Source organism: Candidatus Tectomicrobia bacterium (assembly GCA_016192135.1).
Taxonomy (GTDB): domain Bacteria; phylum UBA8248; class UBA8248; order UBA8248; family UBA8248; genus 2-12-FULL-69-37.
This window is the reverse complement of sequence record JACPUR010000017.1, coordinates 58,684-83,227: the sequence shown is the minus strand read 5'-3', so window position 1 is coordinate 83,227 and position 24,544 is coordinate 58,684. Positions and strand designations below refer to the sequence as shown.

At 70.1% G+C, this 24,544-nt stretch carries 19 protein-coding genes and 1 pseudogene; 2 read left to right on the top strand and 18 right to left on the bottom strand.

The features are described from left to right. Positions 1 to 41: 41 nt before the first annotated feature. Positions 42 to 1,328, top strand: coding sequence for an LptF/LptG family permease (locus HYZ11_06840; GenBank protein ID MBI3127303.1), 1,287 nt, complete (start codon positions 42 to 44; stop codon positions 1,326 to 1,328). Beyond that, positions 1,325 to 2,413: an LPS export ABC transporter permease LptG gene (gene lptG / locus HYZ11_06835; GenBank protein MBI3127302.1), complete on the top strand. Its 1,089-nt coding sequence runs from the start codon at positions 1,325 to 1,327 to the stop codon at positions 2,411 to 2,413. Before HYZ11_06840 ends, lptG begins: the two co-directional genes overlap by 4 nt. Here lptG and lpxK read toward each other — a convergent pair. The 18 genes and pseudogenes from lpxK to uvrC form a co-directional block, all read right to left on the bottom strand. Further along, positions 2,403 to 3,491, bottom strand: a complete 1,089-nt coding sequence (lpxK, locus tag HYZ11_06830; GenBank protein MBI3127301.1) for a tetraacyldisaccharide 4'-kinase — start codon at positions 3,489 to 3,491, stop codon at positions 2,403 to 2,405. The two genes, lptG and lpxK, sit on opposite strands and share 11 nt — an antisense overlap. Next, complete coding sequence (locus HYZ11_06825; GenBank protein ID MBI3127300.1) at positions 3,488 to 4,771, bottom strand: 3-deoxy-D-manno-octulosonic acid transferase; 1,284 nt, start codon at positions 4,769 to 4,771, stop codon at positions 3,488 to 3,490. The genes lpxK and HYZ11_06825 overlap by 4 nt, the downstream gene beginning before the upstream one ends. After that, positions 4,768 to 5,505, bottom strand: a complete 738-nt coding sequence (locus tag HYZ11_06820) for a lysophospholipid acyltransferase family protein (protein MBI3127299.1) — start codon at positions 5,503 to 5,505, stop codon at positions 4,768 to 4,770. Before HYZ11_06820 ends, HYZ11_06825 begins: the two co-directional genes overlap by 4 nt. After that, complete coding sequence (lpxB, locus tag HYZ11_06815) at positions 5,502 to 6,662, bottom strand: lipid-A-disaccharide synthase (GenBank protein MBI3127298.1); 1,161 nt, start codon at positions 6,660 to 6,662, stop codon at positions 5,502 to 5,504. The genes HYZ11_06820 and lpxB overlap by 4 nt, the downstream gene beginning before the upstream one ends. Next, the gene (gene lpxI, locus HYZ11_06810; protein ID MBI3127297.1) at positions 6,659 to 7,489 is read right to left on the bottom strand and encodes a UDP-2,3-diacylglucosamine diphosphatase LpxI; all 831 of its coding nucleotides are present in this window, start codon (positions 7,487 to 7,489) and stop codon (positions 6,659 to 6,661) included. The genes lpxB and lpxI overlap by 4 nt, the downstream gene beginning before the upstream one ends. A 10-nt stretch (positions 7,490 to 7,499) precedes the next feature. Then, positions 7,500 to 8,468, bottom strand: a complete 969-nt coding sequence (locus tag HYZ11_06805; protein MBI3127296.1) for a Gfo/Idh/MocA family oxidoreductase — start codon at positions 8,466 to 8,468, stop codon at positions 7,500 to 7,502. A 26-nt stretch (positions 8,469 to 8,494) separates the two neighbouring features. After that, complete coding sequence (gene lpxA / locus HYZ11_06800; GenBank protein ID MBI3127295.1) at positions 8,495 to 9,277, bottom strand: acyl-ACP--UDP-N-acetylglucosamine O-acyltransferase; 783 nt, start codon at positions 9,275 to 9,277, stop codon at positions 8,495 to 8,497. Beyond that, complete coding sequence (gene fabZ / locus HYZ11_06795; protein ID MBI3127294.1) at positions 9,274 to 9,720, bottom strand: 3-hydroxyacyl-ACP dehydratase FabZ; 447 nt, start codon at positions 9,718 to 9,720, stop codon at positions 9,274 to 9,276. Before fabZ ends, lpxA begins: the two co-directional genes overlap by 4 nt. Beyond that, positions 9,717 to 10,727 carry a UDP-3-O-(3-hydroxymyristoyl)glucosamine N-acyltransferase gene (gene lpxD / locus HYZ11_06790; protein ID MBI3127293.1) on the bottom strand — a complete coding sequence of 337 codons (1,011 nt, stop codon included), beginning with the start codon at positions 10,725 to 10,727 and terminating at the stop codon, positions 9,717 to 9,719. Before lpxD ends, fabZ begins: the two co-directional genes overlap by 4 nt. A gap of 2 nt (positions 10,728 to 10,729) precedes the next feature. Further along, positions 10,730 to 11,305: an OmpH family outer membrane protein gene (locus HYZ11_06785; protein MBI3127292.1), complete on the bottom strand. Its 576-nt coding sequence runs from the start codon at positions 11,303 to 11,305 to the stop codon at positions 10,730 to 10,732. A 36-nt stretch (positions 11,306 to 11,341) separates the two neighbouring features. Next, positions 11,342 to 13,657, bottom strand: coding sequence for an outer membrane protein assembly factor BamA (gene bamA, locus HYZ11_06780; GenBank protein ID MBI3127291.1), 2,316 nt, complete (start codon positions 13,655 to 13,657; stop codon positions 11,342 to 11,344). 49 nt (positions 13,658 to 13,706) lie between these two features. After that, entirely contained in the window at positions 13,707 to 16,154 is a 2,448-nt protein-coding gene (locus tag HYZ11_06775; GenBank protein MBI3127290.1) for an ATP-dependent Clp protease ATP-binding subunit, read from the bottom strand. 22 nt (positions 16,155 to 16,176) lie between these two features. Next, positions 16,177 to 16,893 (bottom strand): ABC transporter ATP-binding protein, encoded by a 717-nt coding sequence (locus HYZ11_06770; protein ID MBI3127289.1) that lies wholly within the window; start codon positions 16,891 to 16,893, stop codon positions 16,177 to 16,179. Continuing rightward, positions 16,886 to 18,169 carry a lipoprotein-releasing ABC transporter permease subunit gene (locus HYZ11_06765; protein MBI3127288.1) on the bottom strand — a complete coding sequence of 428 codons (1,284 nt, stop codon included), beginning with the start codon at positions 18,167 to 18,169 and terminating at the stop codon, positions 16,886 to 16,888. The genes HYZ11_06770 and HYZ11_06765 overlap by 8 nt, the downstream gene beginning before the upstream one ends. A 3-nt stretch (positions 18,170 to 18,172) precedes the next feature. Next, a complete protein-coding gene (lysS, locus tag HYZ11_06760) occupies positions 18,173 to 19,717 on the bottom strand; it encodes a lysine--tRNA ligase (protein ID MBI3127287.1) in 1,545 nt (514 codons plus the stop codon). A 14-nt stretch (positions 19,718 to 19,731) separates the two neighbouring features. Further along, positions 19,732 to 20,880 (bottom strand): annotated as a pseudogene (gene prfB, locus HYZ11_06755) (peptide chain release factor 2). Between the two features lie 42 nt (positions 20,881 to 20,922). Continuing rightward, complete coding sequence (gene lnt, locus HYZ11_06750) at positions 20,923 to 22,476, bottom strand: apolipoprotein N-acyltransferase (GenBank protein MBI3127286.1); 1,554 nt, start codon at positions 22,474 to 22,476, stop codon at positions 20,923 to 20,925. Continuing rightward, positions 22,473 to 24,350, bottom strand: coding sequence for an excinuclease ABC subunit UvrC (gene uvrC, locus HYZ11_06745; GenBank protein ID MBI3127285.1), 1,878 nt, complete (start codon positions 24,348 to 24,350; stop codon positions 22,473 to 22,475). The genes lnt and uvrC overlap by 4 nt, the downstream gene beginning before the upstream one ends. Between the last annotated feature and the right edge of the window lie 194 nt (positions 24,351 to 24,544).

The window sequence follows — 24,544 nt, the reverse complement described above, 5'->3', positions numbered from 1 at the left end:
TATGGGGCGGCGCGGCGCGGACCATTAGAATGGGGTATGGCTTGAAGAGACTTCACCGCTACATCTTCGGCGAGATCCTCACCTATTTTCTCCTCTGCCTGTTTCTCCTTACCTTCGTTCTGCTCCTGAACCGGATGTTTCAGCTCACGGACCTCGTGGTGGGCAAGGGCGTGCCCCTGGGCATGGTCATACGGCTCCTGCTCACCCTGATGCCCGTCCTTCTGCTGGCCGCCCTGCCGGCGGCGGCCCTCATCGCCTGCATCCTGGCCTTCAGCCGCCTTTCGAGCGACAACGAGTCCATCGCCATGACCGCGACGGGGATGAGCCTCTACTCCCAGCTCGTCCCGGCGGGCCTCCTGGGCCTCATCGCCGCGGCTTCCAGCGCCGCCTTGATGACCTTCGGCCTCCCCTGGAGCCAGCAGGCGACCGAAACCATTACATCCGAGATCTTCCAGACGCGGGCCGCCGCGCTCGAGATCCGCGAGCAGGTCTTCAACGACGCCTTCGACGGCATCGTCCTCTACGTCCGCAGGATCGACCGGGACCGGAAGATGCGCGGCATCCTTATCTCGGATTCGCGCGAGCCCGAGAACACCCAAGTCATCTTCGCGGAGGAAGGCTACCTGGTGAACGACTCCGTGAGCCGGCGGCTCATCCTCCACCTCACCCAGGGGACGCTCCACAAATTCGATTCGGACCCGGCCAAGAAAAATGCCGGGGCCGGAGGGAATGCCTCCCAGGCCCTGGCCCGGAAGGCGCCTCCCGCCCCGCCCGCCCAGGCCTCCGCCGTCCCGGACCTGGACAACCCCTATCAGATCCTCCGTTTCTCCTCCTACGACATCAACATGGACCTGACGCAGACCCTCCAGGAGACGCGCGCCTTCCGGACCGGCCTGCGCGCCCAGCCGATCGCCGAGCTGCGGAGGCAGCTCGGCGAGCTGGAGCCGGGCTCGGTCAAGCACAACGCCGTGCTGGTCGAGCTGCACAAGAAGTTCGCCACCCCGCTCGTCTGCCTCATCCTGGCCTTCCTGGGAGCGCCCCTGGGGGTGCAGAACCGGCGGAGCGGCCGCCACGGCGGTTTCGCCCTGAGCCTGGCCGTGCTCCTGATGTATTACCTCCTCTCCACGTTCTCCGACGGCATGGGCGAGAGCGGCGTCCTGCCCCCCGCCGTGGCGGTCTGGGGCCCCAACGCGATCCTGGCGGGCCTGGCGCTCTGGGCCGCCCGTCGCGTGGTCCGGCGCGGGGCGATGGACCTCTTCGGCCTCGCCGACCGCGCCCTGGAGAGGATCCGCCTGCCCCGCTGGCTCCAGCCGGGGGCCGCGGCGTGAACATCCTCCGACGCTACGTCCTGCTGCAGTTCCTCCGGATGGCCGGGCTTTGCCAGGCGGGGGCTATCATCATCTTCCTCATCGCCGACTTCATCGAGAACGTGGACAACCTCATCGAGCGGAACGCCGCCCTCACGGACGGCGCCCTCTACTTCGCCCTGAAGATCCCCCAGATGGTGTTCCTCTCCATCCCGGTCACTGTGCTCCTCGCTTCCATTCTCAGCCTCATCCTCCTCACCCGGGGGAACGAGGTGGTGGCCATGCGCGCCTGCGGGGCCAGCATCTATCAGGTGGCCGCCCCCCTCCTCGCCGCCAGCTTCGCGATCAGCCTCCTGGCGTTCTTCCTCCACGAGAGCGTCGTCCCCGCCGCCAACCGCTACGGCTATTACATCTGGCGGGTCCACATCAAAAAGCAGCCGGTGGAAAACTTCACCCACAAGGACAAGCTCTGGTACCGCTCCGGGGACAACACCTTCTGGAACATCGCCTATTTCGACCCCGCCAAGGATGCCATGACGAAGGTGACGCTCTTCCGCCTCGGCCCGGATGACCGGGTCACCCAGCGGGTGGACGCCGAGCGGGTCGAGTGGGACGCCGGGCAGAACCGGTGGCGGTTCCGCAACGGCGCGGTGTACCGCTTCGGCGGCGACGGCGAGATCGGCCACGAGCGCTTCGCCGTGGCCCACTTCCCGCTCCACGACAGGCCCGAGGACTTCAAGAAGACCGGCAAGAACCCGTCCGAGATGAGCTGGCGCGAGCTCCGCCGCTACATCCGCACCCTCCAGCGGAGCGGCGTGGACGTCACCCGCTACGTCGTGGACATGTGGGCGAAGCTCTCGCTGCCCTTCGTGAGCTTCGTGCTGGCGCTGGTGGGGGTCCCCTTCTCGCTGCGGTCGAGCCGGAGCTCGGGGCTGGCGCTGGGGGTGGCGATTGCGGTGCTGATCGGGGCGGGCTACCTGGTGATCTTCTACGTCGGGATCTCGCTGGGCCACGCCGGGCGGCTCCCGCCCCTGGCGGCCGCCTGGGGGCCGAACGCCCTCTTCCTCGCCGGGGGCGCCTTCCTGCTGAGCAATCTCAGGAGCTGAGGCGCCCCGCCGCCTCCCGCGCGAGGCGCGCGAGGGTTTCCCCCTCCTCCACCTCCAGGCCGATTCGCAACGCCCGCAGCGGCCCGCCCGCCAGGAGCGGGGCGAGCTTCACGGCGTCCTTCTCCGTCGTGAGGAGGAGGTCCGCTCCCGTCCGCCGGAGGCTCTCCTCCAGGCGCGCCGCGTCGAGGGGACCGTAGGCGGTATGGTCGGGATAGGCGTGGTGCTCGGTGATCTCGGCCCCTAGCCCCGCCAGCATCGCCGCGAATCCCTCCGACCGGGCGATGCCGCTGACCGCCACGATTCGCCTGCCCCGAAGCGACTCCAGCCCCTCCGCGGGCCGGCCCTCCCCGTCGAGGAGCGCCTCGGGCGCCAGGCGCCCCGTGAAGGCCGGCACCCCCGGCGCGAGGGAGGCGATCTCCGCCCCCGTTCCCGGGCCCTGCCGGCCCATGACGAGGACGGCCCCCGCCCGGCGCAGGGCCGAGCGCGGCTCGCGCAGGGCGCCGGCCGGAAAAACCCGCCCGTTCCCCCAGGGCCGCTCCCCCCTCACCAGCACGAGGTCCCACACCCTCCGGAGCGCCAGGTGCTGAAAACCGTCGTCGAGGACGATTGCCTCCGCCCCGAACTCCCTCACCGCTCGCTCCGCGGCGTCGGCCCGGACGGCCCCCGTCAGGACGGGGACCGAGGGGAAGCGCCGCGCCAGCATGGCGGCCTCGTCCCCGGCCGGAGGAGAAGGAAGGAAATTCCCCCTCCCGTCCCCCACGACCTTCACCTCCGCCGCGCCGCCCCGGTATCCCCGGCTCATCACGGCGGGCCGCAGGCCCGCCTCCAGGAGGCGGCCGATCAGCCAGGCCACGGCGGGGGTCTTCCCCGTCCCCCCCAGGGTGAGGTTGCCGACCGAGAGGACGGGCGCGGGAACGCTCCGCGAGGCCAGGGCGCCGCGCTCGTAGAGGCGGCGGCGCAGGGCCATCCCGCCCCGGTAGAGGATTCCCGCGGGCGCGAGCCACCAGGCGAAGGCCCGGGCCCAGGCCGGGGCGTCCGGCTCCCCTTCCAGGGCCATGACCAGCGGATCGCGCGTCACCGGGGCTTCTCCAGCAACCCGAGGAGGAAGTCCGCCGTCCGCGCCGCCGCCCCCTGGTTCGCCTCCACCACGTCCCGCGCGGCCCCGCCCGCCCGGGCGCGCGCTGCGGGGTCCGACAGCCACGTCTCGAAGGCCATCTCCAGTGCGAAAGGGCCTTCCACCTGGATTGCCCCGCCCTGCCGGACCAGGGCCTCGGCCACCTCGGCGAAGTTCTGCATGTGCGGACCGAAGACCGCCGGCACCCCCCACCGCGCCGCCTCGATGGGATTCTGCCCGCCGTGCGGGATGAGGCTCCCTCCGATGAAGGCCAGCGCGGCGCCCTCGTAGGCCCCGGCCAGCTTTCCCATCACATCCAGCAGAACCACCCGGTCCGGGGCGGGCCTCCCCTCCTTCGACCAGGCGCTCCAGCGGACGGGGGTCAGCCCCTCGGCCCGCAGGGCGGCCTCGGCCTCGTCCGCCCGCTGGAGGCGGCGCGGGGCGAGCAGCAGGCCCAGGCTCGGGTGGCGGCTCCGGAGCACGCGCACCGCCTTGGCCACGGCTGCCTCCTCGCCCGGGTGGGTGCTCCCCGCGACGATGACCGCGTCCCCCGCCTCGAAGCCGTGGGAGCGGGCGCCCGCCCCGCTCCCGGCCGGAAGAGGCGCGTCGTACTTGAGGTTCCCGGTGACGAGCACCCGCCGCGCGCCCAGCGCCTCGAAGCGCCGGGCGTCCCGCTCCTCCCGGGCCGCCACCCCGCTCAACTCCTCGGCGGGGGAGCCCGCGAGGGCGGCGAAGCGGCGGTGCCCGCGGAAGGACCGCTCCGAGAGCCGCCCGTTCACCACCGCCACGGGGATACCCCCCTCCCCGGCCAGCCGGATGAGGTTCGGCCAGAGCTCGGTCTCGATGAGGGCGAGGCCATCGGGCCGGACCCGCCCCAGCGCCCGCCGCACGGCGAAGGGGAAGTCGAACGGGAGATAGAAGGCGGCCTCCACGCCCGGGATGCGGAAGGCCGCCTCCCGCCCCGTCTCCGTCACCGTGGAGAGGACGATCCGCAGGCCGGGGCGCTTCTCCTTCAGCGCCCGCACGAGGATGGCCGCGACGCCCATCTCCCCGAGCGAGACGGCGTGGAGCCAGAGACGGCTTTCCCCGCCCGCCGGGGGCAGCGCGGGCGCACCCCCGAAGCGCTCCGCCATTCCCGCGAAGCCCATGCGGCGCTTGCGCACCTTGAAGGCGTAGTAGACAGCCAGCGCCGGCGAGAACAGATAGAGCGCGGCGGTGTAGAGGGCGTGGGCGGCGGGCTTCACCGGGGGCCCGTCCGGTTCAGGCGGGCCCAGGCGCGCGCCTCCGCCTCCCAAAGGCGGCGCTCGAGCTCGGCCCGGCCCGCCTCGATGGCCGCGTCCCCATGGTCCGTGACCCGGAGGGGCTCCCCGTAGCTCAGCACAAAGCGGCTGAAGGGCAGCGGGACGATCGTCCCGTCCCAGGTGGGGAGGCGGAAGTACCAGGAGGCCGCCAGGCCGAGGGGGACGACGGGGAGCCCCGTCATGGCGGCGAGGAGGATTGCCCCCGGCTTCAGGCGCTCGGGAGGGCCCTTGGGGCCGTCCGGAGTGATGACGAGGTGAAAGCCCTCCTCGATGGCCCGCTTCAACCCGAGAAGGGCCGCGGCGCCCCCCTTGCTCCGCCCGCCGGCGCCGCTGGAGGAACCCCGGACGGCGCGGCTGTTCAGGCTGACGACGATGCGGGCCAGCAGCTCGCCGTCCCGGCTCCGGCTCACGAGGCAGGCGCGGGGCACGCTCTCCCGATAGAACATATACGGCAGGGAGAGATTGCGGTGCCAGAAGACGCCGATGTAGGCGCCCCCGGGAGAGGCCAGGACCCCGGCGTGGAAGCCGGGCTCGAGGATCTCCACCCGCGCGGTGGCGGAGACGAAGCGGAGGTAGCCCGCCAGGGAGGAGGCGGCCAGGCGAATGAGAAGAGGGGCGTTCGGGTTGCAGCCCCGCGCGTCGAACCGGGGGTCCCCGGCCTTTCCCGCGGCGGTCACGGCGCCTCCTCCAGCAACTCCAGGATGCGCCCCGCCGCCCGCTCGTAGGGGTCCGGCCCCTCCAGCGCGCGCCGGATGGCCGCCAGCGCCTCGCGCTGGTGCTCCCGCGCCGCGGGGTCCTCGAGCAGCCGGCCCAGAACCTCCGCGATAGGCGCAGGGCGGACCTCCCGCTGGTAGAGCTCGGGCGCGATCTCCCGTCCCGCGAGGAGGTTCACCAGGCTCAGGTAGTCCACCCGGATCAGGAAATACTTGCCCATGAGATAGGTGAAGGGATCGGACGCATAGACCACCGCCATGGGCGTCCCGAGGAGCCCCGTCTCGAGAGAGGCCGTGCCGCTCGCCACCACGGCGGCGTCCGCCGCCCGCACCACCTCGGCCATCCGCCCCCGGACCACCCGGAGCGACACTCCCTCGTCCCGCACCCGCTCCGAAACCGCCCCCGGCCGGAGGGCCTCCGCCTCGGAGACGAGGAAGACGGCGTCGGGCCATCTCTCCCGGAGGAGCCGCGCCGCCCCCGCCATGGGGGCGAGGTGGCGGTCCACCTCCTTGCCCCGGCTGCCCGGCAGGAAGGCCGCCACGCGGGCATCCGGCGGGATTTCGAGCGCCCGCCGCGCCGCCCCGCGATCGGGCGCCCCCCGCAGGGCGTGCGCGACCGGGTTGCCGATGAACTCCGCCCTCCCGCCCTCGCGGCGGAAGCAGGCGGGCTCGAAGGGGTAGATGGTCAGGATGAGGTCGAAGGTCCGGGCGATGACGCCCGCGCGCCCGGCCCACCACGCCCACACCTGGGGCGGGATGAAGTAGACGAGGCGGGGCCGCCCGGGAAGCCTCCGCAGGGCCTTGGCGAGGTTCAGGTTGAAGCCAGGATAGTCGACGAGGACGACGGCCCGGGGGCGCTCGCTCCGGGCGCGCTCGATCAGGTCCCGCTTCAGGCGCCGCAGCCTCGGGATGATGCGCGGGACGTCCAGGAAGCCCGTGACGGCGAGGGAGCCGATGCCGTGGAGGATCTCGCAGCCGGCCCCCCGCATCGCGTCCCCGCCCACCCCGGCGGCGCGGAGATCCGGCCGCTTCGCCCTCATGGCGGCCAGGAGCCGGCCCGCATGCGCGTCCCCCGAGGGCTCCCCCGCCACGAGCCAGATCGGGGAGGCCCCGCCGCTCATGGCTCGCCTTCGCCGGACCAGCCGGCGAGGGCCACCCCCGCGGCGTCGGCCTCCCGCGCGAGGCGCTCCCGCTCGAGCAGGAAGGTGCGCCCCGCCTCCACCAGGAGGGCGGAGGCCCCGCCCTCGCGGACGGCGTCAAGCGTCCCCGGCCCCACCACGGGGATGTCGTAGCGGAGGTCCTGCTTCGGGCGGGCCGCCTTGCACACCAGGGCGCCCTTCCCGGCGAGGCGGCAGCCCCGGCGGATGGCCTCATCCGTCCCCTCGACGGCCTCGACCGCCACCACCGCCCCCTTGCGCACCACCACCGTCTGCCCGATGTCGAGGCGGGCGATCTCGCGGGCCATGCGGATGGCGTAAGCCGCGTCCTTCCGCTGGGCCTCCTTCAGCCTGCGGCGCCCGATCGGGCCCTCGGGAGCGAGGAGGTGGCCCAGGTACTCGGTCTGGGGAAGCACCCGCAGGCCGTTCTCCTCGGCGTAGCGGACGACCTCGTCCATGATGGTGACGTCGGCCAGGTTCCGGGCGCGCTGGATGAAGCGCAGGGCGTCGAGGTCGAAGCGAAGGGTCTGGAAGAGGAGGCGCTTCTCGACCTTGCCGGCGAAGGCGACGCGCTCGACGCCCGCGGAGTGGAAGAAGCGGATGATCTTCTTGGGCTGGCTGGGGGGAAGGTGCGCGATGGCGCTCGCCCCCGGCTCGAGCTCCCGGCGCACAGACTCGGAGAGCGCCGCCACGGCCACCTCGCAGCCGCGCCCCCGGGCGGAGGAGAGGAACTCCCCGGCCAGGGCTCCCGAGCCGGCGATCAGCCCGATCCGCTCCGGAGACTCGGCCATTCTGGCGGGATCAGATACGGGCGGGCGCGGGCAGATTCAGCATCCGGACGATGCGCAGCGCCACGTCCAGCGACATCAGCTCGCGCTCGGGGTCGGCCACCACGGCGCCGGCCCGCACCGCGGCGAGGAAGTGCCGCAGCTCGATCTTCAGGGGATTTTCCTTGTGGACGAAAAGCCGCTCCACCTGGGACTGCTCGCGGTACTTGAGCTCCTCGCGGGAGAGGGAGTGCTCGCTCGACGCCTGGCGGTGGATACGGAGTTCCTGGTCGGCGTAGTCGAGGGTGATATAGGCGTCGGGCTGGGTGATGGCGAGAGTGCGGATCTTGTTCTGCGTGACGCGGCTGGCGGTGAGGTTGGCGATGCACCCGCCGGTGAAGTGGATCTGGACGTTCGCCACGTCGTCCCGGTCGCTCAAGACGGAGGCGCCCGCCGCCGAGATGCCGGCGATCTCCTCATTCACCAGGCGCATGGCGATGTCCAGGTCGTGGATCATTAGGTCGAGGACGACGCCGTCCTCGCGCACGCGGTGGGAGAAGGGTCCCAGGCGCCTGCATTCGATCAGGATCGGATAGCGGACGATCTGGCTCAGCTCCTGGACAGCGCCGTTGAACCGCTCGACGTGGCCGATGTGGAGCACGAGCCCGTTCTTTGTCGCGAGGCGGAAGAGATCGCGCGCCTCCTCCAGCCCGGGGCAGATGGGCTTCTCGACCAGCACGTGAACGCCGTTCTGCAAGAGGAGGCGGGAAACCGCGTAATGCTGCACCGTGGGCACAGCCACGATGGCCGCGTCGATCCGCCCCACGAGCTGGGCGGCGTCGGAGAAGGCGGCGGCGCCGTACCTCCCGGCCACCTCCTCCGCGCGGTGGCGATCGAGGTCGGCCACGGCAGTGAGGCGGGCGTCCATGAGTTCCGCGAGGGCCGCCACATGATAGCTCCCCATGTGTCCGGCCCCGATGATGCCTACGCGCAATGCGTCCATCCGAAAACCTCTCCGGGCGAAAAAACCTAGACCGCCCCGCGATAAATCCCGCGCTCCGATGAGCGGATGAATTGTACCATGGTTTGAATCTCCCGTCCCGGGGGAAGCTCCCTCTCGATTCGATCGGCGGCCTCCGCCACGGTCGTGGCCTCCTCGAAGAGGATGCGGTACGCCCGCTTCAGGTGGGCGCGGACCTCGGCCGGCACGCCGCGCCGGCGCAGGCCCACGACGTTGAGGCCGCGCACCCGGGGGGGATCCCCCTCGACCGTGGTGTAAGGGGGCACGTCCTTCCGCACGCCGCAGGGCCCTCCAATCATGACCCCCGGCCCAATCTGCACAAACTGATGCACAGCGACCAAGCCCGAGAAGACGCCGTCGTCACCGACCTTCACGTGGCCGCCGATGGCAACACCATTGGCGAAGATGACGCGGTCCCCCACCCGGCAATCGTGGGCTACGTGGGCCCCGACCATGAGGTAGCACCCCTCGCCCACCCGGGTCGCCTTGCCCTCGTGCATGGAGCGGTGGATGGTGACCGTCTCCCGGAGCACGGTGCCGGCGCCGATCTCGACGCCCCCGCCCTTGCCCTCGAGATGCACGACCTGGCCTTCGGCGCCGACCGCCGAGCCCGCGAAGAAGCGGCACCCGGCCCCGATGACGGCGGGGCCCTCCAGCACGGCGTGGGGGCCCACCTCGCAGCCCTCGCCGAGCTGGACGCCGGCGCCCACGACCGCGCCCGGGCCGATGCGGACGCCAGGGGCGAGGATAGCTCCGGGATCGACGTGCGCGGAGGGATGGATTCGGCTCACGGCTCGGCTTTGGGGGGCATGGTGACGGCGGTCAGGACGGCGTCGGCGGCCGTCTCGCCCTCGACCAGCGCCGTGCCCTCCATCTTCCAGTAGTTGCCGCGGCTCTGGAGCAGCTGGACCTCGATGCGGAGGACGTCCCCCGGCACCACGGCGCGGCGGAAGCGGGCACGCTCGATGCCGCCGAAGAAGAAGTCGCAGCCTATCCTCACCTTCTCCAGCGCGAAGAGGCAGAGGATGCCGGTTTGGGCCATGGCCTCGATGATGAGGACGCCGGGCATGATGGGCCGGCCGGGGAAGTGCCCATTGAAGAATGGTTCGTTGTGGGACACGTTCTTCTGGGTCACGATGGCGACGTTTTCCCGGTCCAGCTCCAGGACGCGGTCCACCATGAGCATGGGGAAGCGGTGGGGGATCAGGCGCTGGATGTCCTCGGGCCCCATCATGGCTTCCCGGTCTCCCGCAGTTTCTCCTCCAGCTCATGGACGCGCCGGAGCAGTTCGGGCAGGCGCCGGTAGGCCGCGAGCCGGCGGCGGGCCTCGCCGGCCTCGGCGGCCGGCGCGTCGAGATAGGTCTTCCCGCCCTCGAGGCTCTTGTTCACCCCCGTCTGGGCGGCGAGGCGGGCGCCGTCCCCGATGGTGACGTGGTCGGCGACGCCGACCTGCCCGCCCATCAAGACCCTGTTGCCAATCCGGACGCTGCCGGAGATGCCCACCTGGCCGGCTAGGGCGCAGTCCGCGCCTACGATGCTGTTGTGGCCGATCTGGACGAGGTTGTCGATCTTCGTCCCCCGCCCGATGCGGGTCTCGCCGAGCGCGGCCCGGGCGATGGTGGCGTTGGCGCCGATCTCGACGTCGTCCTCGATCACGACGGTCCCCCGCTGGGGGAACTTGTGGAGGCGGCCGGCCTCGTCGGGCACGTGGCCGAAGCCGTCCGCACCGATGACGGCTCCCGCCTGGATGACGACGCGGTCCCCCACCCGCACGCCCGGGTAAAGGACGCAGTTCGGCTGCACGTCGCAGTCGGCCCCGAGCGTCACCCCTTCCCCGATCCGGGCGCCCGCCCCCACCTGGGAGCGGTCCCCGATCGCGGCGCCCGCCGCGATGGAGGCCTGGGCCCCGACGCCCACGCCCCGCCCGAGGCGGGCCCCGGGGTCCACGACGGCGGCCGGATGCACCCCGTCTAGCCGCGGCGGCGCCGGGCGCAAGAACTCCACCGCGCGCGCGAAGGCGAGCCGGGGATGGGCGCAGCGGATGCCGGGCCGGCCCGGGTCGGCGCCCGGCGGGACGATCAGGGCGCCCGCGGAGGTAGGGGATTTGAGCCTGTCGAGGGAGTCGGCGCAACTGAGGGAGCCGGGGCCGGCGGCGGCGTATTCGGCCACGTCGCGCACCTCGAAGGCGCCGTCTCCCACCACCTCGCCCCCGAGGGCCCTCGCGATCTCCGAAAGCCGCATGGCTACTTCTTCTTTTTGCTGTCGTACACCTGGATGACCTTGTCGGTGATGTTGCTCGGCGGGGTGGCGAAGAGAACGCCGCTCGCCGTGCTGTCCAGGATCAGGTCGTACTTGTCGTCGCGGCCGATCTGATGGACGACGTCGCGCAACTCCTTGATGATGCCGGTGATGGCTTGGCGCTGGCGCTCCGCCAGATCGCGCTGGCTGTCCTCCACCAGGCGCTTCAGCTCGTCCTGCTCGCGGAGAATATCCCGCTGCTGGCGGCGGAGGTCCGCCGTCTTCCGGTTGCGCTCCTCCTCGCGCCAGATGGCGCCCTTCTGCTCGATCTCGATCTGCAGGGTCTGCGCCTCCTTGGCGAGCTTGTCGACTTCGTTCTTCTTGGCACGGATGACGTCCTGCAGGCGGGCCTTCTCCTTCTCCAGGGCCTGGGTGGCCTCCTTGCCGGCGACGGAACCCGACAGCACGCCCTGGACGTTCACGACTCCAATGCGGGCGGCCGCCGCTTCCGTGGCGCCGCCCGCCAGCAGGAGCGCCCCGAAGACCAGCCACCCGGCGATTGCCACACATACCTGTTGCACAGCGACATCCTCCAAGGGAGGGCGGCGGACCGCAGCCTAGAATGCGGCTCCGACGCCAAAATGCAGCTCTCTCGGCCGCTCGCCCGACTTCTTGTCCAGCTTGAAGCCGACATCGATTCGGATGGGACCGATAGGCGTGATGAAACGCAGGCCGAACCCGGCGCCGTAGCGAAGGTCGCTCAGGTCGAAGGCATCGCTGGTCTCCCAGACGTTGCCGACGTCGATGAAAGCGGCGAGCTGGGTGGGGCCGATGAAGGGGTGCGCCAGCTCCAGCGACAGCAGCCCGGCGGCCAGGCCTCCGATGACCTCGCCGTTTTCGTCGCGGGGGCCGATGTCCCTGGCCCGGAAACCCCGCAGCTGGTGGGACCCGGTCACGAAGAGACGGCGGAAAGCGGGGACCTCGTCGCCGCTGAGCGCGTCCTCGTAGCGCAGGTTCAGCCGGTAGGAAGCGATCAAGTCCTTGAGCAGGCGGATGCGGACGCGGTCGCCGATGCTGTGGTACTGGCGGAAGTCCATCTCCAGGAAGTACATGTCCACGTTCCCGCCCAGGAAGGTGCCGAACAGCGACGGCCCGAACGAGAAAAAGGTGCCATCGCTGGGGAAGAAGCGCTGGTTGCGGCTGTCGTACACCACCGAGGGCGTCAGGATGCTCTCGATGATGTCGTCGTCCGCCTGCTCGCGGATGAAGAGCGACGTGGTCTCCGACACGTTGGAGAGGCGCGACGAGGCCAGCTCGTAGGTCAAGAAGACGCGCAGGAAGTCCTGGAGCTCCTTGCCCACCCGCACCCGGCCGCCCTCCCGGCGGCTGTCGAAGGTGTCGAACTCCTCGGTGCCGAGGAAAAGGTCTCCGCCGAGGGAGAAGCCCAGGTCCCGGAAGTCCGGCTCCACGAACGATGCGACCACGTCCCTCCGGACGGAGGAGAGCCGGCCGGAGAGGCTCGCCACCCAGCCCTTCCCGAAGAGGTTGTCCTCGCGGATCTGGGCGGTCAGGAGGCCGGCCTCCTGGCTGTTGTAGCCCATGCCGAGGGCCACGACGCCGGTGGGCTTCTCCTTGACCTCGATCTCGATATCGAGGATCTCGTCGCTGCCCGGCCGGCGCTTCTCCTGGATCTTGATCTCCTCGAAGTATCCCGTGCGCTGCAGGCGGGTCCGGGTCTTGGCGAGGCCGGTGGCGTCGTAGAGCGAGCCCTCGGTGATGCGGACCTCCCGGCGAATGACGTTCTCCCGGGTCCGGGTGTTCCCCTTGAGATCGATCCGGCCGATGAAGACCCGCTGGCCCTTGCTGATGTCCAGGACCACGTCGGCGGTCTTCTTCTCCTCGTTGATCTTGGTCGCCGGGCGAACGTCGGCGAAGGCGTAGCCGCGCTCCGCGAAGGTGGCGGTGATGCGCTGGATGTCGCGCTGGAGGAGCGTCCGGTTGAATACCTCTCCCGGGAAGAGGGCCATCTTGCCGCGGAGGTCCTCGGGGGGGACGACATCCTCCCCTCCCCTCAGCTCGATCTGCCCCACCCGGTAGATGAAGCCTTCGCTGATGGGGATGGTGATGTTGATCCAGCCGCGCTCGCGGTCCTCGCGGATGAGCGGCTGGCCGACCTGAACGTTCAGGAACCCGCGGCTCTCGTAGAGGACCCGTATGCGCACCAGATCCTTCTGGAGCTCGTCCTCCCTGAAGATGCCGGAGCCGGTGAGGAAGGAGAAGATGCCCCACTCGCTCGTCTCGATGACGGAGAGGACATCCCTTCGGGAGACGCTCTCGTTGCCCCGGAAGCCGATGGTCTCGATGCGGACGCTCTCGCCTTCGTCGATGAGGAAGGTGAGGGCCACGGCGTTCTGCGGCGTCTCCTTCAGGACCGCCTCGACCCGGGCGAAGTAGTAGCCCTGCTCCTGGTAGAGCTTGTGGAGGTTGCGGACCGACTCCTTGACCGTCGCCTCGTTGACGATGGTCTGCGGCTTGACCGTGATCCGCTCGCGGATTTTGTCGCTCTCGACGTTGAAGTTGCCCTGGATCTCGATGGATGAGACGGTGGGCTTCTCCACCACATGGAAGACGACCCGCAGGCCGCCCTCGAAGGACTCGACGTCCACCCGCACGTCGCGGAAGAAGCCGAGCCCGTAGACCGTCCGCACGTCCTCGCGGATGCGCTCCACGAGCTCGACGTTCGTGTAGGCCTTCCCCTCGGCGAGCTTGAGGTAGAAGAGCACCGTCGAGCGGTCCACCCGGCGGTTGCCCTGCACCTCGATGGACTTCAACGTGATGGCGGGGGGAGGCGCCTGGGCGAAGGCGGCGGATGCGATGAGGGTGAAAGCCAAGGCGGTGACGGCGCAAGCCACCACCCTCGCCGCACGGCGCATCAAAAACTCCCCCTGAGGGACTGCGAGCGGTCAGCTATTCCGCTATGGCTCAGGCGTCCTGGACGCTGAGAACCTGGGAATCTTCCTTCGCCTCGAACACCAGCTCGTCACCGGCCAGCTTGACGATGATGACTCCGCCATCGTGGAACTTGCCGTGGAGGACCTCCTCGCTCAGGACATCCTCGATGTGGCGCTGGATGGTGCGCCGCAGCGGCCGCGCCCCGTAGGTGGGGTCGTAGCCCTGCTTCGCCAGCCAAATCCGCGCCTCGGGCGCGAGCTCGAGGGTGAGGCCCTTCTGCGCGAGGGTCTTGTTGAGCTTGCCGATCTCGATGTCCACGATCTTCTGGATGTCCTCGCTCGACAGCGGACGGAAAATCACCACCTCGTCGATCCGGTTGAGGAACTCCGGGTTGAACGTCCGCTTCAACTCGTCGCGAATGCTGTCCTTCATCTTGGTCTCGAACTTGCCGCTCTCGTCCGCCATCTGGAAGCCCAGCGGGGAGCCCTTCTCGATCGAGCGGGCGGCCAGGTTCGAGGTCATGATGACGATGGTGTTCTTGAAGTCCACGTGGCGCCCGTAGCTGTCGGTCAGCAGGCCGTCGTCCATCACCTGGAGCAGGATGTGGTAGACGTCCGGGTGCGCCTTCTCGATCTCGTCCAGGAGCACGACGGAGTAGGGCTTCCGGCGCACGCGCTCCGTGAGCTGGCCGCCCTCCTCGTAGCCCACGTAGCCCGGAGGGGCGCCGGTGAGCCGCGAGACGTTGAAGCGCTCCATGTATTCGCTCATGTCGATCCGGATGAGGGAGCTCGAGTCGCCGAACATGAACTCGGCGAGCACCCGCGCCATCTCCGTCTTGCCCACGCCCGTTGGGCCGAGGAAGAGGAAGCTGCCGATGGGCCGGCGGGGGCTCTTGAGGCCGGCCCGCGCGCGCCGGACGGCCTTGGTGAGGAGCCGCGTGGCCTCCTCCTGCCCCACGACGCGGGCGTTGAGCTCCTCCTCCATCCGCAGGAGCCGGGCGTTCTCGATCTCCTCGATGCGCTGGAGGGGGATGCCCGTCATGCGGCTGACGACGTAGGCCACGTCATCTTCCGTCACGTTCGGCTCGTCGTCGGTCTGCCCGGCCTCCCACTCGGCCTTCATCTCGTCGAGCTTGCCGCGGTCCTGCTCCTCCTGGTCACGCAGTTCGACCGCGCGCTCGAAGTCCTGCTTCTCGATCATGTCCTTCTTGAGGCGCACGGTTTCCTCGATCTGGCGCTGGAGGTCCCGGATGTTCCGCGGGAAAGTTTCCTTCTCCAGCCGCACCTTGCTGCACGCCTCGTCGATGACGTCGATGGCCTTGTCGGGCAGGAAGCGGTCGGACACGTACTGCGTGGACAGGCGCACCGCGGCCACGATGGCCTCGTCCACGATGCGGGCCCTGTGGTGGCGCTCGTACTTGTCCTTGAGCCCCTTGAGGATGCTGATGGCGTCGTCGATCGAGGGCGGGTCGACCATCACCGTCTGGAAGCGGCGCTCGAGGGCGCCGTTCTTCTCGATGTATCGCCGGTACTCGTCCAGGGTGGTGGCGCCGATGCACTGGATCTCGCCCCGGCTGAGGGCCGGCTTGAGCATGTTGGAGGCGTCGATGGAGCCCTCCGCCGCGCCCGCGCCGACCAGGGTGTGGAGCTCGTCGATGAAGATGATCACGTCCTGGCTCTGGGTGATCTCCTTCATGATGGCCTTGAGGCGCGCCTCGAACTGGCCGCGGTACTTGGTGCCCGCGACGAGGGCGCCGAGGTCGAGCTGGACGACCCGCTTGTTGTAGAGGATCTGCGGGACCTCCTTGGAGATGATCATCTGGGCCAGGCCTTCGACGATGGCCGTCTTGCCCACGCCGGGCTCCCCGATGAGGACGGGGTTGTTCTTCGTCCGCCGGGCGAGGATCTGCACCACCCGCTCGATCTCCTTCTCGCGCCCGATGACGGGATCGAGCTTGCTCTCCTCGGCCAGCTCGGTGAGGTCGCGCCCGAACTCGTCGAGGGCGGGAGTCTTGCTCTTCTCTCTCGCGCGGGTGGCCACGGGCTCGCGCAGCAGGTTGATGGTCTGCTCGCGCGTCTGCTGCAGCTTGATGCCGAAGCTCGCGAGGATCTTCGCGGCCAGGCCGTCCTTCTCGCGGACGATGCCCAGCAGCAGGTGCTCGGTGCCGATATAGTTGTGGCCCATGAGGCGGGCCTCTTCGACCGCGTACTCGAGCACCTTCTTCGCCTTGGGCGTGAAGGGGATGTCCCCCTCGACGGGCCCGCTCAGGCTCTTCGGAAGGTTGCGCTCCAGCTCCAGGCGCAGCTGCTTCGGGTCGACCCCGAGCTTCTGCAGGACCGCGATCGCAATGCCGCCGCCGTCCTTCAGCACGCCGAGGAGGATGTGCTCCGTCCCCAGGTACTCGTGGCGGTAATGCTCCGCTTCTTCCCTCGCCAGGATGATGACCTTTCGCGCGCGCTCGGTAAATCGCTTGAACATTCAGAACCTCCTTACGCGGCAATTACCGCACGGCAGCGATCTTTCCATCCGCCATGATCACAACGCGGTCCATTCGCTCCGCGAGGGAGTTGTTGTGCGTGGCTACCAGGAACGTCTGCCGGCTCATCTGATTAAACTCCCGGAGAAGCCCGAAAACCGCTTCCGCCGTCGAGGAGTCCAAGTTGCCGGTCGGCTCGTCCGCCAGGACCAGCGCCGGCCGGTTCAACAAGGCCCGGGCCAGGGCCACTCTCTGCTGCTCGCCCCCGGAGAGCTCGGCCGGGCGGTGCTTCCACCGCTTGCCCAGCCCCACCTGCTCGATCAGCTTCCGGGCTCTGCCCTCCACCACCGGCCGGGGCTCTCCCCCCAGCAGCCCTGGTATCATAACATTTTCCAGGGCAGAAAACTCGGGCAGAAGGTGATGAAACTGAAACACGAATCCCAGGAAGCGATTCCGGAACCGGGCCAATTCGGTGTCGGACCTCTGAAATAACCGCTCCCCATTCAAAAACACATCCCCGGAGGTGGGGCGGTCCAACGCCCCCAGCACATGCAGGAGGGTACTCTTCCCCACCCCGGAAGCTCCCATCAGGGCCACCATCTCGCCGGTCCGGATATCCAGATCCACCCCGCGCAGGGCGTGCACCTCGCCGCCGCCCAGACGGTAGATTTTCTCCAGCCCGCGGGCCGAAACCAGGACCTCACCCGCGCCGGGCCGCTCTCCCCCCGCCCGCTCAGCCATACCGGAGCACTTCCACCGGATCGACGCGCGAGGCCCGCCACGCCGGGTAGAGCGTGGCCGCCAGGCAGATGAGCACGGCGGCGATGGCGGTCAGGGAAACGTCCTGGGCGGTCATGTGAATGGGCAGCTTGTCGATATGGTAAATGCTGGGGGGGAGGATGTCCAGGCCGAAAATTTTTTCCAGAAAATCCTCCACGTAATGCAGGTTCCACCCGAGGACCAATCCCCCGGATGTCCCTAGGGCCGCGCCTCCGATGCCGATAAAGGCTCCCTGCAAGAAAAAAATGCGGAGGATGCCCCCGCGCGTCGCCCCCATCGACTTCAGGATGGCGATCTCCCTCCCCTTCTCCATCACCACCATCACGAGCGAGCCCACGATGTTGAAGGCCGCCACCACGATCACCAGGAGGAGCAGGATGGTCATCGTGGTCTTCTCGGTCTTGAGGGCGGAGAAGAGGTTGCGGTTCATCTGCTGCCAGGAGCGCACCCAGTAGCGGGGAGACAGCTTCGACTGGAGCTGCCGGGCGATGCGCTCGGCCGCGAAGATGTCGCGCACGCGGGCGTGGATTCCCGTCACGCCCGTGCCCTGGCTGAAGAAGTTCTGGGCCTCGCGCAAGGAGACGAAGGCCAGCCCCGCGTCGAACTGGTAGAAGCCGCTGCGGAAGACCCCGGCCACCCGGAAGGTGCGGGAGCGCGGCAGCACCCCCATCGGCGTCACCACCCCCGTGGGAGAGACGAGGGTCACCTCGTCCCCCGCCGCCACCTGGAGGTTCGCGGCCAGCTCGGCCCCCAGCAGCACCTGGGGAGGGCTCCCCGCGCGGCCCCCCGCCCCGGCCCCGCTCTCCTTGGCGAGCCTCTGCATGGCCTCGGGCTTCACGTAGCCGCGGATGTCCGTCACCTCGAACTCGCGCGCGGGGTCGATGCCGCGCACCAGGCTCCCCACCACCCGCCCGTGCGAGGAGAGGAGCGCCTGCCCGAGCACGAAGGGGCTGGCCGCCTCCACGCCGGGCGCCTCCCGCACCTGGGTCAGCACGGCGCGCCAGGCCTCCATCGACTGCCCGCCCGGCTCCACCACCACGATGTGGCTCTGCGTCCCCAGGATGCGGTCCCGCAGCTCGCGCTCGAAGCCGGACATCACCCCGATCACCACGATGAGCGTGGCGACCCCCAGGGCGATCCCCAGGATGGAGATCCAGGTGGTCAGGGAGACGAAGCCCCGCCTGCGGCGCGACATCAGGTGGCGCAGGCCGATGTAGAGCTCGGTGCGGAACGGCATGCGCTACTCCTGGAGGCGGCGGAGGAGCGGGAAGAGGATGACGTCGCGGATGGAGGCCGAGTTCGTGAACAGCATGGCGAGCCGGTCGATGCCGATCCCCTCGCCCGCCGCTGGCGGGAGCCCGTACTCGAGCGCCCGCAGGTAGTCGTGATCCACCAGGTGGGCCTCGAGGTCCCCGGCCGCCTTGGCCGCGGCCTGCCGCTCGAAGCGCTCGCGCTGGTCGTCCGGGTCGTTCAGCTCGGTGTAGGCGTTGGCGATCTCGCGCCCCGCGATGATCAGCTCGAAGCGCTCCACCGTCTCCGGGTCGTCCTCCCGGCTCTTGGCGAGCGGCGAGAGCTCCCGCGGGAAGTCGTAGATGAAGGTGGGCCGCCGGAGCTTGGGCTCCACCGTCTCCTCGAAGAGGAGCTCCAGCAGCTTGACGTGGCTCAGGCCCTCGTCCACGGCCTGGCCGGGCCCGGCCGCGCGCTTGGCGAAGGCGAGGGCCGCCTCCCGCCCGGCGAGCGCCTCGCGCGGCGCTCCGCCCACCTCCACGATGGCGTCGCGCCACTTGAGCCGGGGCCAGGGCGGGGCCAGGGGAATCTCCTCCTCCCCCCACCGGGCCGCCGCGCCCTGGAGGAGCTCCCCCGCCAGGAAGCCGAACATCTCCTCCGTCAGGTCCATCAGGTCGTTGTAGTCGGCGTAGGCCATGTAGAACTCGAGCATGGTGAACTCGGGGTTGTGCTGGGTGGAGATGCCCTCGTTCCGGAAGTTGCGGTTGATCTCGTACACCCGGTCCAGCCCCCCCACCACCAGGCGCTTGAGGTAGAGCTCGGGCGCCACCCGCAGGTAGAGCGGCATGTCCAGGGTGTTGTGGTAGGTCTCGAAGGGCCGGGCCGCCGCCCCCCCGGCCAGGGGCTGCATCATCGGGGTCTCCACCTCGAGGAAGCCCCGCTCGTCCAGGAAGCGGCGGATGAGCTGCACGAGCCGGGTGCGGGCGCGGAAGATATCCGCCACCTCGGGGTTGGCGATCAGGTCCACATAGCGCTGGCGGTAGCGCGTCTCGACGTTCTGGAGGCCGTGCCACTTCTCGGGCAGGGGCCTGAGGCTCTTCGTGAGGAGCGAGAAGGCGCGCACCCAGATGGAGAGCTCCCCCGTCTTGGTGCGGAAAACGCCTCCCTCGGCTCCCACGATGTCTCCCACGTCCAGCTCCTTGGCGCGGGCGAAGGACTCCTCGCCCAGGTCGTTCTGGCGGAGGAAGAGCTGGATGCGGCCCGAACCGTCGCGCAGGTCCATGAAGACGACCTTCCCCTGCAGGCGCTTGCCCATGAGGCGGCCCGCGACGGCGAAGCGCCCCTCCTTCGCCGGGGCGAGCGCCGCTTCGCCGAGCGGGCCGTAGGCCTCGACGATGTCCCCGATGCGGTGGGTGGTGCGGAAGCGGTTGGGGAAGGGGTTCTCCCCCGCCGCCCGGAGGGCTTCCAGCTTGCGCCGGCGCTGGGCGACGAGGGCGTTCTCCTCGGCGGGGTCCGCGGAGGAGTCCTTGGGCTCCTGGTCGGGTGAGGGGCCTGCCATCGGTTCCTTTCCGGCTATTTCCGCGCCTCGGCCCTGGCCTCGAGGAGGGAGAGCAGGTAGGCGTCGATGAACGGATCGATCCCGCCGTCCAGGACGGCGGTCACGTTGGAGGTTTCCACGTCCGTCCGGTGGTCCTTCACCATCTGGTAGGGGTGGAGGACGTAGGAGCGTATCTGGCTGCCGAAGGCGATGGTCTTCTTGAGCGCGTGCTGCGCCTCCTTCTCTTCCTCGCGCTTGCGCCGCTCCGCCTCGTGGAGCTGGGCGCGGAGGAGCTTCATGGCGGTGGCGCGGTTCTTGTGCTGGCTCCGCTCGTTCTGGCACGTGACCACGATGTTCGTCGGCAGGTGGGTGATGCGCACGGCGGAGTCCGTGGTGTTCACGTGCTGGCCGCCCGCGCCGGAGCTGCGGTAGACGTCCACCCTGAGATCGCTCTCGTTGATCTCGATCTCCACGTCGTCGTCCACCTCGGGGGTGACGTCCACCGAGGCGAACGAGGTGTGCCGCCGGGCGCTCGCGTCGAAGGGCGAGATGCGGACCAGGCGGTGCACCCCCACCTCCGCGCGGAGGTAGCCGTAGGCGTACTCGCCCTCGACGATGAAGGTGGCGTTCTTGATGCCCGCCTCCTCCCCCGCCAGGATGGAGATGAGCCGCGCCCCGAACTCCCGCTTCTCGGCCCAGCGCATGTACATGCGCTGGAGCATCTCCGCCCAGTCCTGGCTCTCGACGCCCCCCGCCCCGGCGTTCACCGAGACGATGGCGTTCTTGGCGTCCTCCTCGGAGTCCATCACGAGGCGGAACTCGAGCCGTTCGGTCTCCGCGGCCGCCTCGTCGAGCGCCTTGGCGACCTCGGCCTCGAGGCCGCCGTCGGGCTGCTCCTCCATCTGGAGGAGCTGGAGGAGCTCGGCCTGATCCTTCGCCTTCTTGTGGAGGGCGTTCCAGGCGTCGATGGTGCGCGTCAGGGAGGAGCGGCGCCTCAGGGCGTTCTGGGCGGCCTCGGCGTCGTTCCAGAAGCCGGCCGACCCGGCGAGATTGTCCAGTCTGGCGCGCTCGGCCTCGAGGCGGTCGAGGTCAAAGACGCCCCCGGAGGGCCTGGAGGCGGTCGCACAGCTTCTGGCTCTTTCGGATGAGTTCTTCCATTCCTTCCTCTCTTTTTTCCCGGTCTTTTTCCAGGCCGGGGGGCCGGGGGGCCGGCGGGGCGGACCCGCTCAATGATACCACACCCGCCGCCGGCCGCGGGCCGTGACCGCCAGGACGGCGGCGAGCGCCACGGCTGCGCAGGCGAAGGCGAAGACGTCGCCCGTCCGCGCGTAGAGGGGCGGGGGCCCCTTGCGCGGCGCGATGAGGCTGGACTTGCGCCAGGGGGCGAACAGGGGGCTCCTCTCCCGGATGTGCCCCCGCGCGTCGATGAAGGCGCTGACGCCGGTGTTGGCCGCGCGCACGATGGGCACGCGAAGCTCCACCGCCCGCAGGGCCACCATCGACAGATGCTGCTCGGAGGCCGCCGAGCGGCCGAACCAGGCGTCGTTCGTGATGTTGACGAGGTACTCCGCCTCCCGCAGCCGGCGCGCCACGTGCGGGAAGATCACCTCGAAGCAGATGAGGGCGCCGAAGCGCTCCCCCGGCGAATTGGCCTTGAAGATCACCGGCTCCTCCCCCGCCGCGAAGGTGCCGATGACCGGCACGAGCTTCTGCACGAAGAAGAGGAGGCGCGCGAGGGGCACGTACTCCCCGAAGGGGACGAGCTGCATCTTGTCGTAGCGGCCCAGCTCCCGGCCGTCGGGGGCGATGAGATAGGCCGAGTTCAGGAGGCGGGGCCGCTCGCCGCTCCGGTCCACCGCCAGGGAGCCGAAGAGGAGGTAAGCCCCCGCCTCCCGGGCCGTCCGCCGAATCCGCTCCCGCCAGCGGGGCTGGTCGGCGTAGATGAAGGGGGCGGCCGCCTCGGGCCAGACGATGAGGGGGGGCGCCTCCCCCTTGGGCTTGGCCCGGAGGTCCCGCGCCACGGCGGAGGTGAGCTGGTTGAGCTCCGCCATGATGGCCTCCTGCCAGGCGGGGGACCATTTGACGGCCTGGTCGGTGTTGCCCTGGACGATCCCGACCGGCTTGGAGGGGGCGCCGGAGTCCCGCGGCACCTCGTAGAGGCGCAGGTAGCCGTAGCCCAGCACCAGCACCGTGGCCAGCACGGCTCCTCCGATCACCGCGAAGGGGACGCGGTGGGGGTTGCGGAAGAAGTGCCAGACGGCGGCGTTGATGAGCACGATGAAGAACGAGACGGCGTACACTCCGCCCAGGTCGGCGATCTGGATGACGGGCAGCACCTGGTACTGGCTGTAGCCCAGGAGCGCCCAGGGGAAGCCCGAGAAAAGATGGGCCCTCGCGAGCTCCAGCCCCACCCACAGCGGCGGCGCGAGGAGGAACATGCCCAGCTCCCCCCCGGGGCAGACGCGGACCAGGACGCCGGCGAAGACGGCGGCGTAGGCCGCCAGGTAAACGACCAGCAGCAGGGTGATGAGCCAGGCGAGGGCCGGGTGGAGGCCCCCGTAGCGGACCATCGTGAGCTTCACCCACCAGACGATGATCCCGTAGGCCACCAGCCCCGTCAGGAAGCCCAGCGCCACCGCCTCGTGGGGGCGCTTCCCGTGGAGGGACCAGAGTAGGGGCACGAGGGCCACCCAGGCCAGGGCGTCGAAGCGGAAGGGCGGGAAGAGCGACGCCAGCATCAAACCCGAGAGGACCGCGGAGGCGACGTCGCGAGCCGTCACGGGGCCTCCTCAGCGGCCGGGCCCCCCCCCAGCTTCTCCCGGAGGGCCGCCACCACGGCGGGCGTGATGCCCGGGACGGCGAGGAGCTGGGCGTCGCCGGCGTCGAGCACCCCGCGCAGGCTCCCGAAGGCGCGCAGCAGGTTGCGGCGGCGCTTGGGCCCGAGGCCCGGCACGTCGTCGAGGCCGCTGCGCAGCTCGCCGCTGGAGCGGCGGGCGCGGTGGTAGGTGAGGACGAAGCGGTGCACCTCGTCCCGGATGCGCTGGAGCAGAAGCTTGCCCGGGCTCCCCTCCTCCATCCGCACGGGTTCGGAGCGGCCCGGGAGGTAGAACACGTCCTGATCCGTCGGGTTGTCGGCCGTGCGGCCCTTCGAGATCGCGGCCAGCCCCACGTCGGCGGCACCCGCCTCCTCCAGGGCGGCGGCGGCGGCCGAGAGCTGGCCCTTCCCGCCGTCGATGAGAATGAGGCCGGGCATCTCGCCTCCTTCGTTCACCAGGCGCTCCACGCGGCGGAGCACGATCTCCCGCATGGAGGCGAAGTCGTCCGCCGACCCGGCCACCGAGCGCACCCGGTAGCGCCGGTAGCTGTCCTTAAGGGGCTTGCCGTCGCGGAAGGCCACGCTCGCCCCGACGATGTGGCTCCCGCGCAGGTTCGAGATGTCGAACGCCTCGATGAGGGCGGGCGGGCCCTCGAGCCCCAGCGCCCTTTGGACGGCGCCGAGGGCGGCCTGCTCCTTGAGGACGGCGGCCGCCTCGCCCTCGGCCGACTGGGCCGCGTTCTCGCAGGCCATCTCGACGAGGCGGCGCTTGTCCCCCCTCCGGGGCGTGAGCACCTCCACCTTACGATCCTTGCGCCCGGCGAGCCAGCGGGCGATGACCTCCGCGTCCGGCGGGGCGGCCGGGAGCAGCACCTCCGCCGGGAGGAAGGACTGGGAAGCGTAGTACTGCTTCATGAAGCTCGAGACCACCTCCCCGCCGGGCAGCTCGGCCGGGGCAGCGAGGGAGAACACCTGGTCCCCCAGGAGGCGCCCCCCGCGCACGAAGAACATCCGGAAGACGGCCCGGCCGCCCTCCCGGTGGAGGCCCAGGATGTCCTGGTCGGCCTCGCGCGCGGAGGCCACCCGCTGGCGCTGCTGGGCCGTCAGCTCCTCGATGTCGCGGATGCGGTCCCGGATCTTGGCCGCCGCCTCGAAGCGCAGCGCCTCGGCCTCCCGCTCCATCCCGGCCCGGAGGCGCGCGACCACCTCCGTGCTCCGCCCCCGGAGGAAGTCCAGGGCGTCCTCCACCCCGGCCCGGTACTCCTCCTGGCCCTGGAGGCCGTCGCAGGGCCCCAGGCACTGGCCCATCTGGAAATAGATGCAGCGCTTGGAGGTCTTGTCCTCGATCCCCCCGGTGCAGGCCCGGATGTGGAAGGACTTCTGGAGGAAGCGGATGGTCCGGCGCAGGTTCCCCGGCGAGGGGAAGGGCCCGAGGTAGTCCGCTCCGTCCCCGGCCGGGCGGCGGACGACGCTGAGCCTGGGGTAGTCCTCCTGGGTGCTCATCTTGAGGTAGGGGAAGTGCTTGTCGTCGCGCAGCAGCACGTTGTGCTTGGGGCGGTGCCGCTTGATGTAGTTGCTCTCGAGGATGAGCGCCTCCACCTCGTTCGAGGTGGTGACGTGCTCGATGGAGGCGATGTCCTCCACCATCCGCGCGATCCAGGGGCTGCGGTCCAGCCGCCGGGCGAAGTAGCTCCGCACCCGGCTCCTGAGCCGGGTGGCCTTGCCGACGTAGAGGAACTCCCCCCCCGCCCCCTTGAAGATGTAGATGCCGGGGCCATCGGGGAGGCGCCGCACGGCCTCCTGGAGATCCCCCCGGACGGTTTCGGCCTGGTCCTGCACAATCCGCTCCTAACCTCAGTGACCAATCACAACCGGGCTTCCTTGTTCCTTCGCCCTCCGAAGGGGGCTACGGCCCCGAAGGAAGGAGAATCCGCCCATGCTATTTGTGGACATGGCCCGGGTTCCGCCATGCCCCGGCGCCCTTGCAGGGCCTGTAGGGGCAGGCCCCCGTGCCTGCCCCATGTAGGGGCGGC

Coding starts and splice junctions, on each gene's coding strand:
- lpxB (MBI3127298.1), bottom strand. CDS start 6,662: ATGAGCGGCGGGGCCTCCCCGATCTGGCTCGTGGCGGGGGAGCCCTCG.
- lpxI (MBI3127297.1), bottom strand. CDS start 7,489: ATGGCCGAGTCTCCGGAGCGGATCGGGCTGATCGCCGGCTCGGGAGCC.
- HYZ11_06805 (MBI3127296.1), bottom strand. CDS start 8,468: ATGGACGCATTGCGCGTAGGCATCATCGGGGCCGGACACATGGGGAGC.
- fabZ (MBI3127294.1), bottom strand. CDS start 9,720: ATGATGGGGCCCGAGGACATCCAGCGCCTGATCCCCCACCGCTTCCCC.
- lpxD (MBI3127293.1), bottom strand. CDS start 10,727: ATGCGGCTTTCGGAGATCGCGAGGGCCCTCGGGGGCGAGGTGGTGGGA.
- bamA (MBI3127291.1), bottom strand. CDS start 13,657: ATGCGCCGTGCGGCGAGGGTGGTGGCTTGCGCCGTCACCGCCTTGGCT.
- HYZ11_06775 (MBI3127290.1), bottom strand. CDS start 16,154: ATGTTCAAGCGATTTACCGAGCGCGCGCGAAAGGTCATCATCCTGGCG.
- HYZ11_06770 (MBI3127289.1), bottom strand. CDS start 16,893: ATGGCTGAGCGGGCGGGGGGAGAGCGGCCCGGCGCGGGTGAGGTCCTG.
- HYZ11_06765 (MBI3127288.1), bottom strand. CDS start 18,169: ATGCCGTTCCGCACCGAGCTCTACATCGGCCTGCGCCACCTGATGTCG.
- lysS (MBI3127287.1), bottom strand. CDS start 19,717: ATGGCAGGCCCCTCACCCGACCAGGAGCCCAAGGACTCCTCCGCGGAC.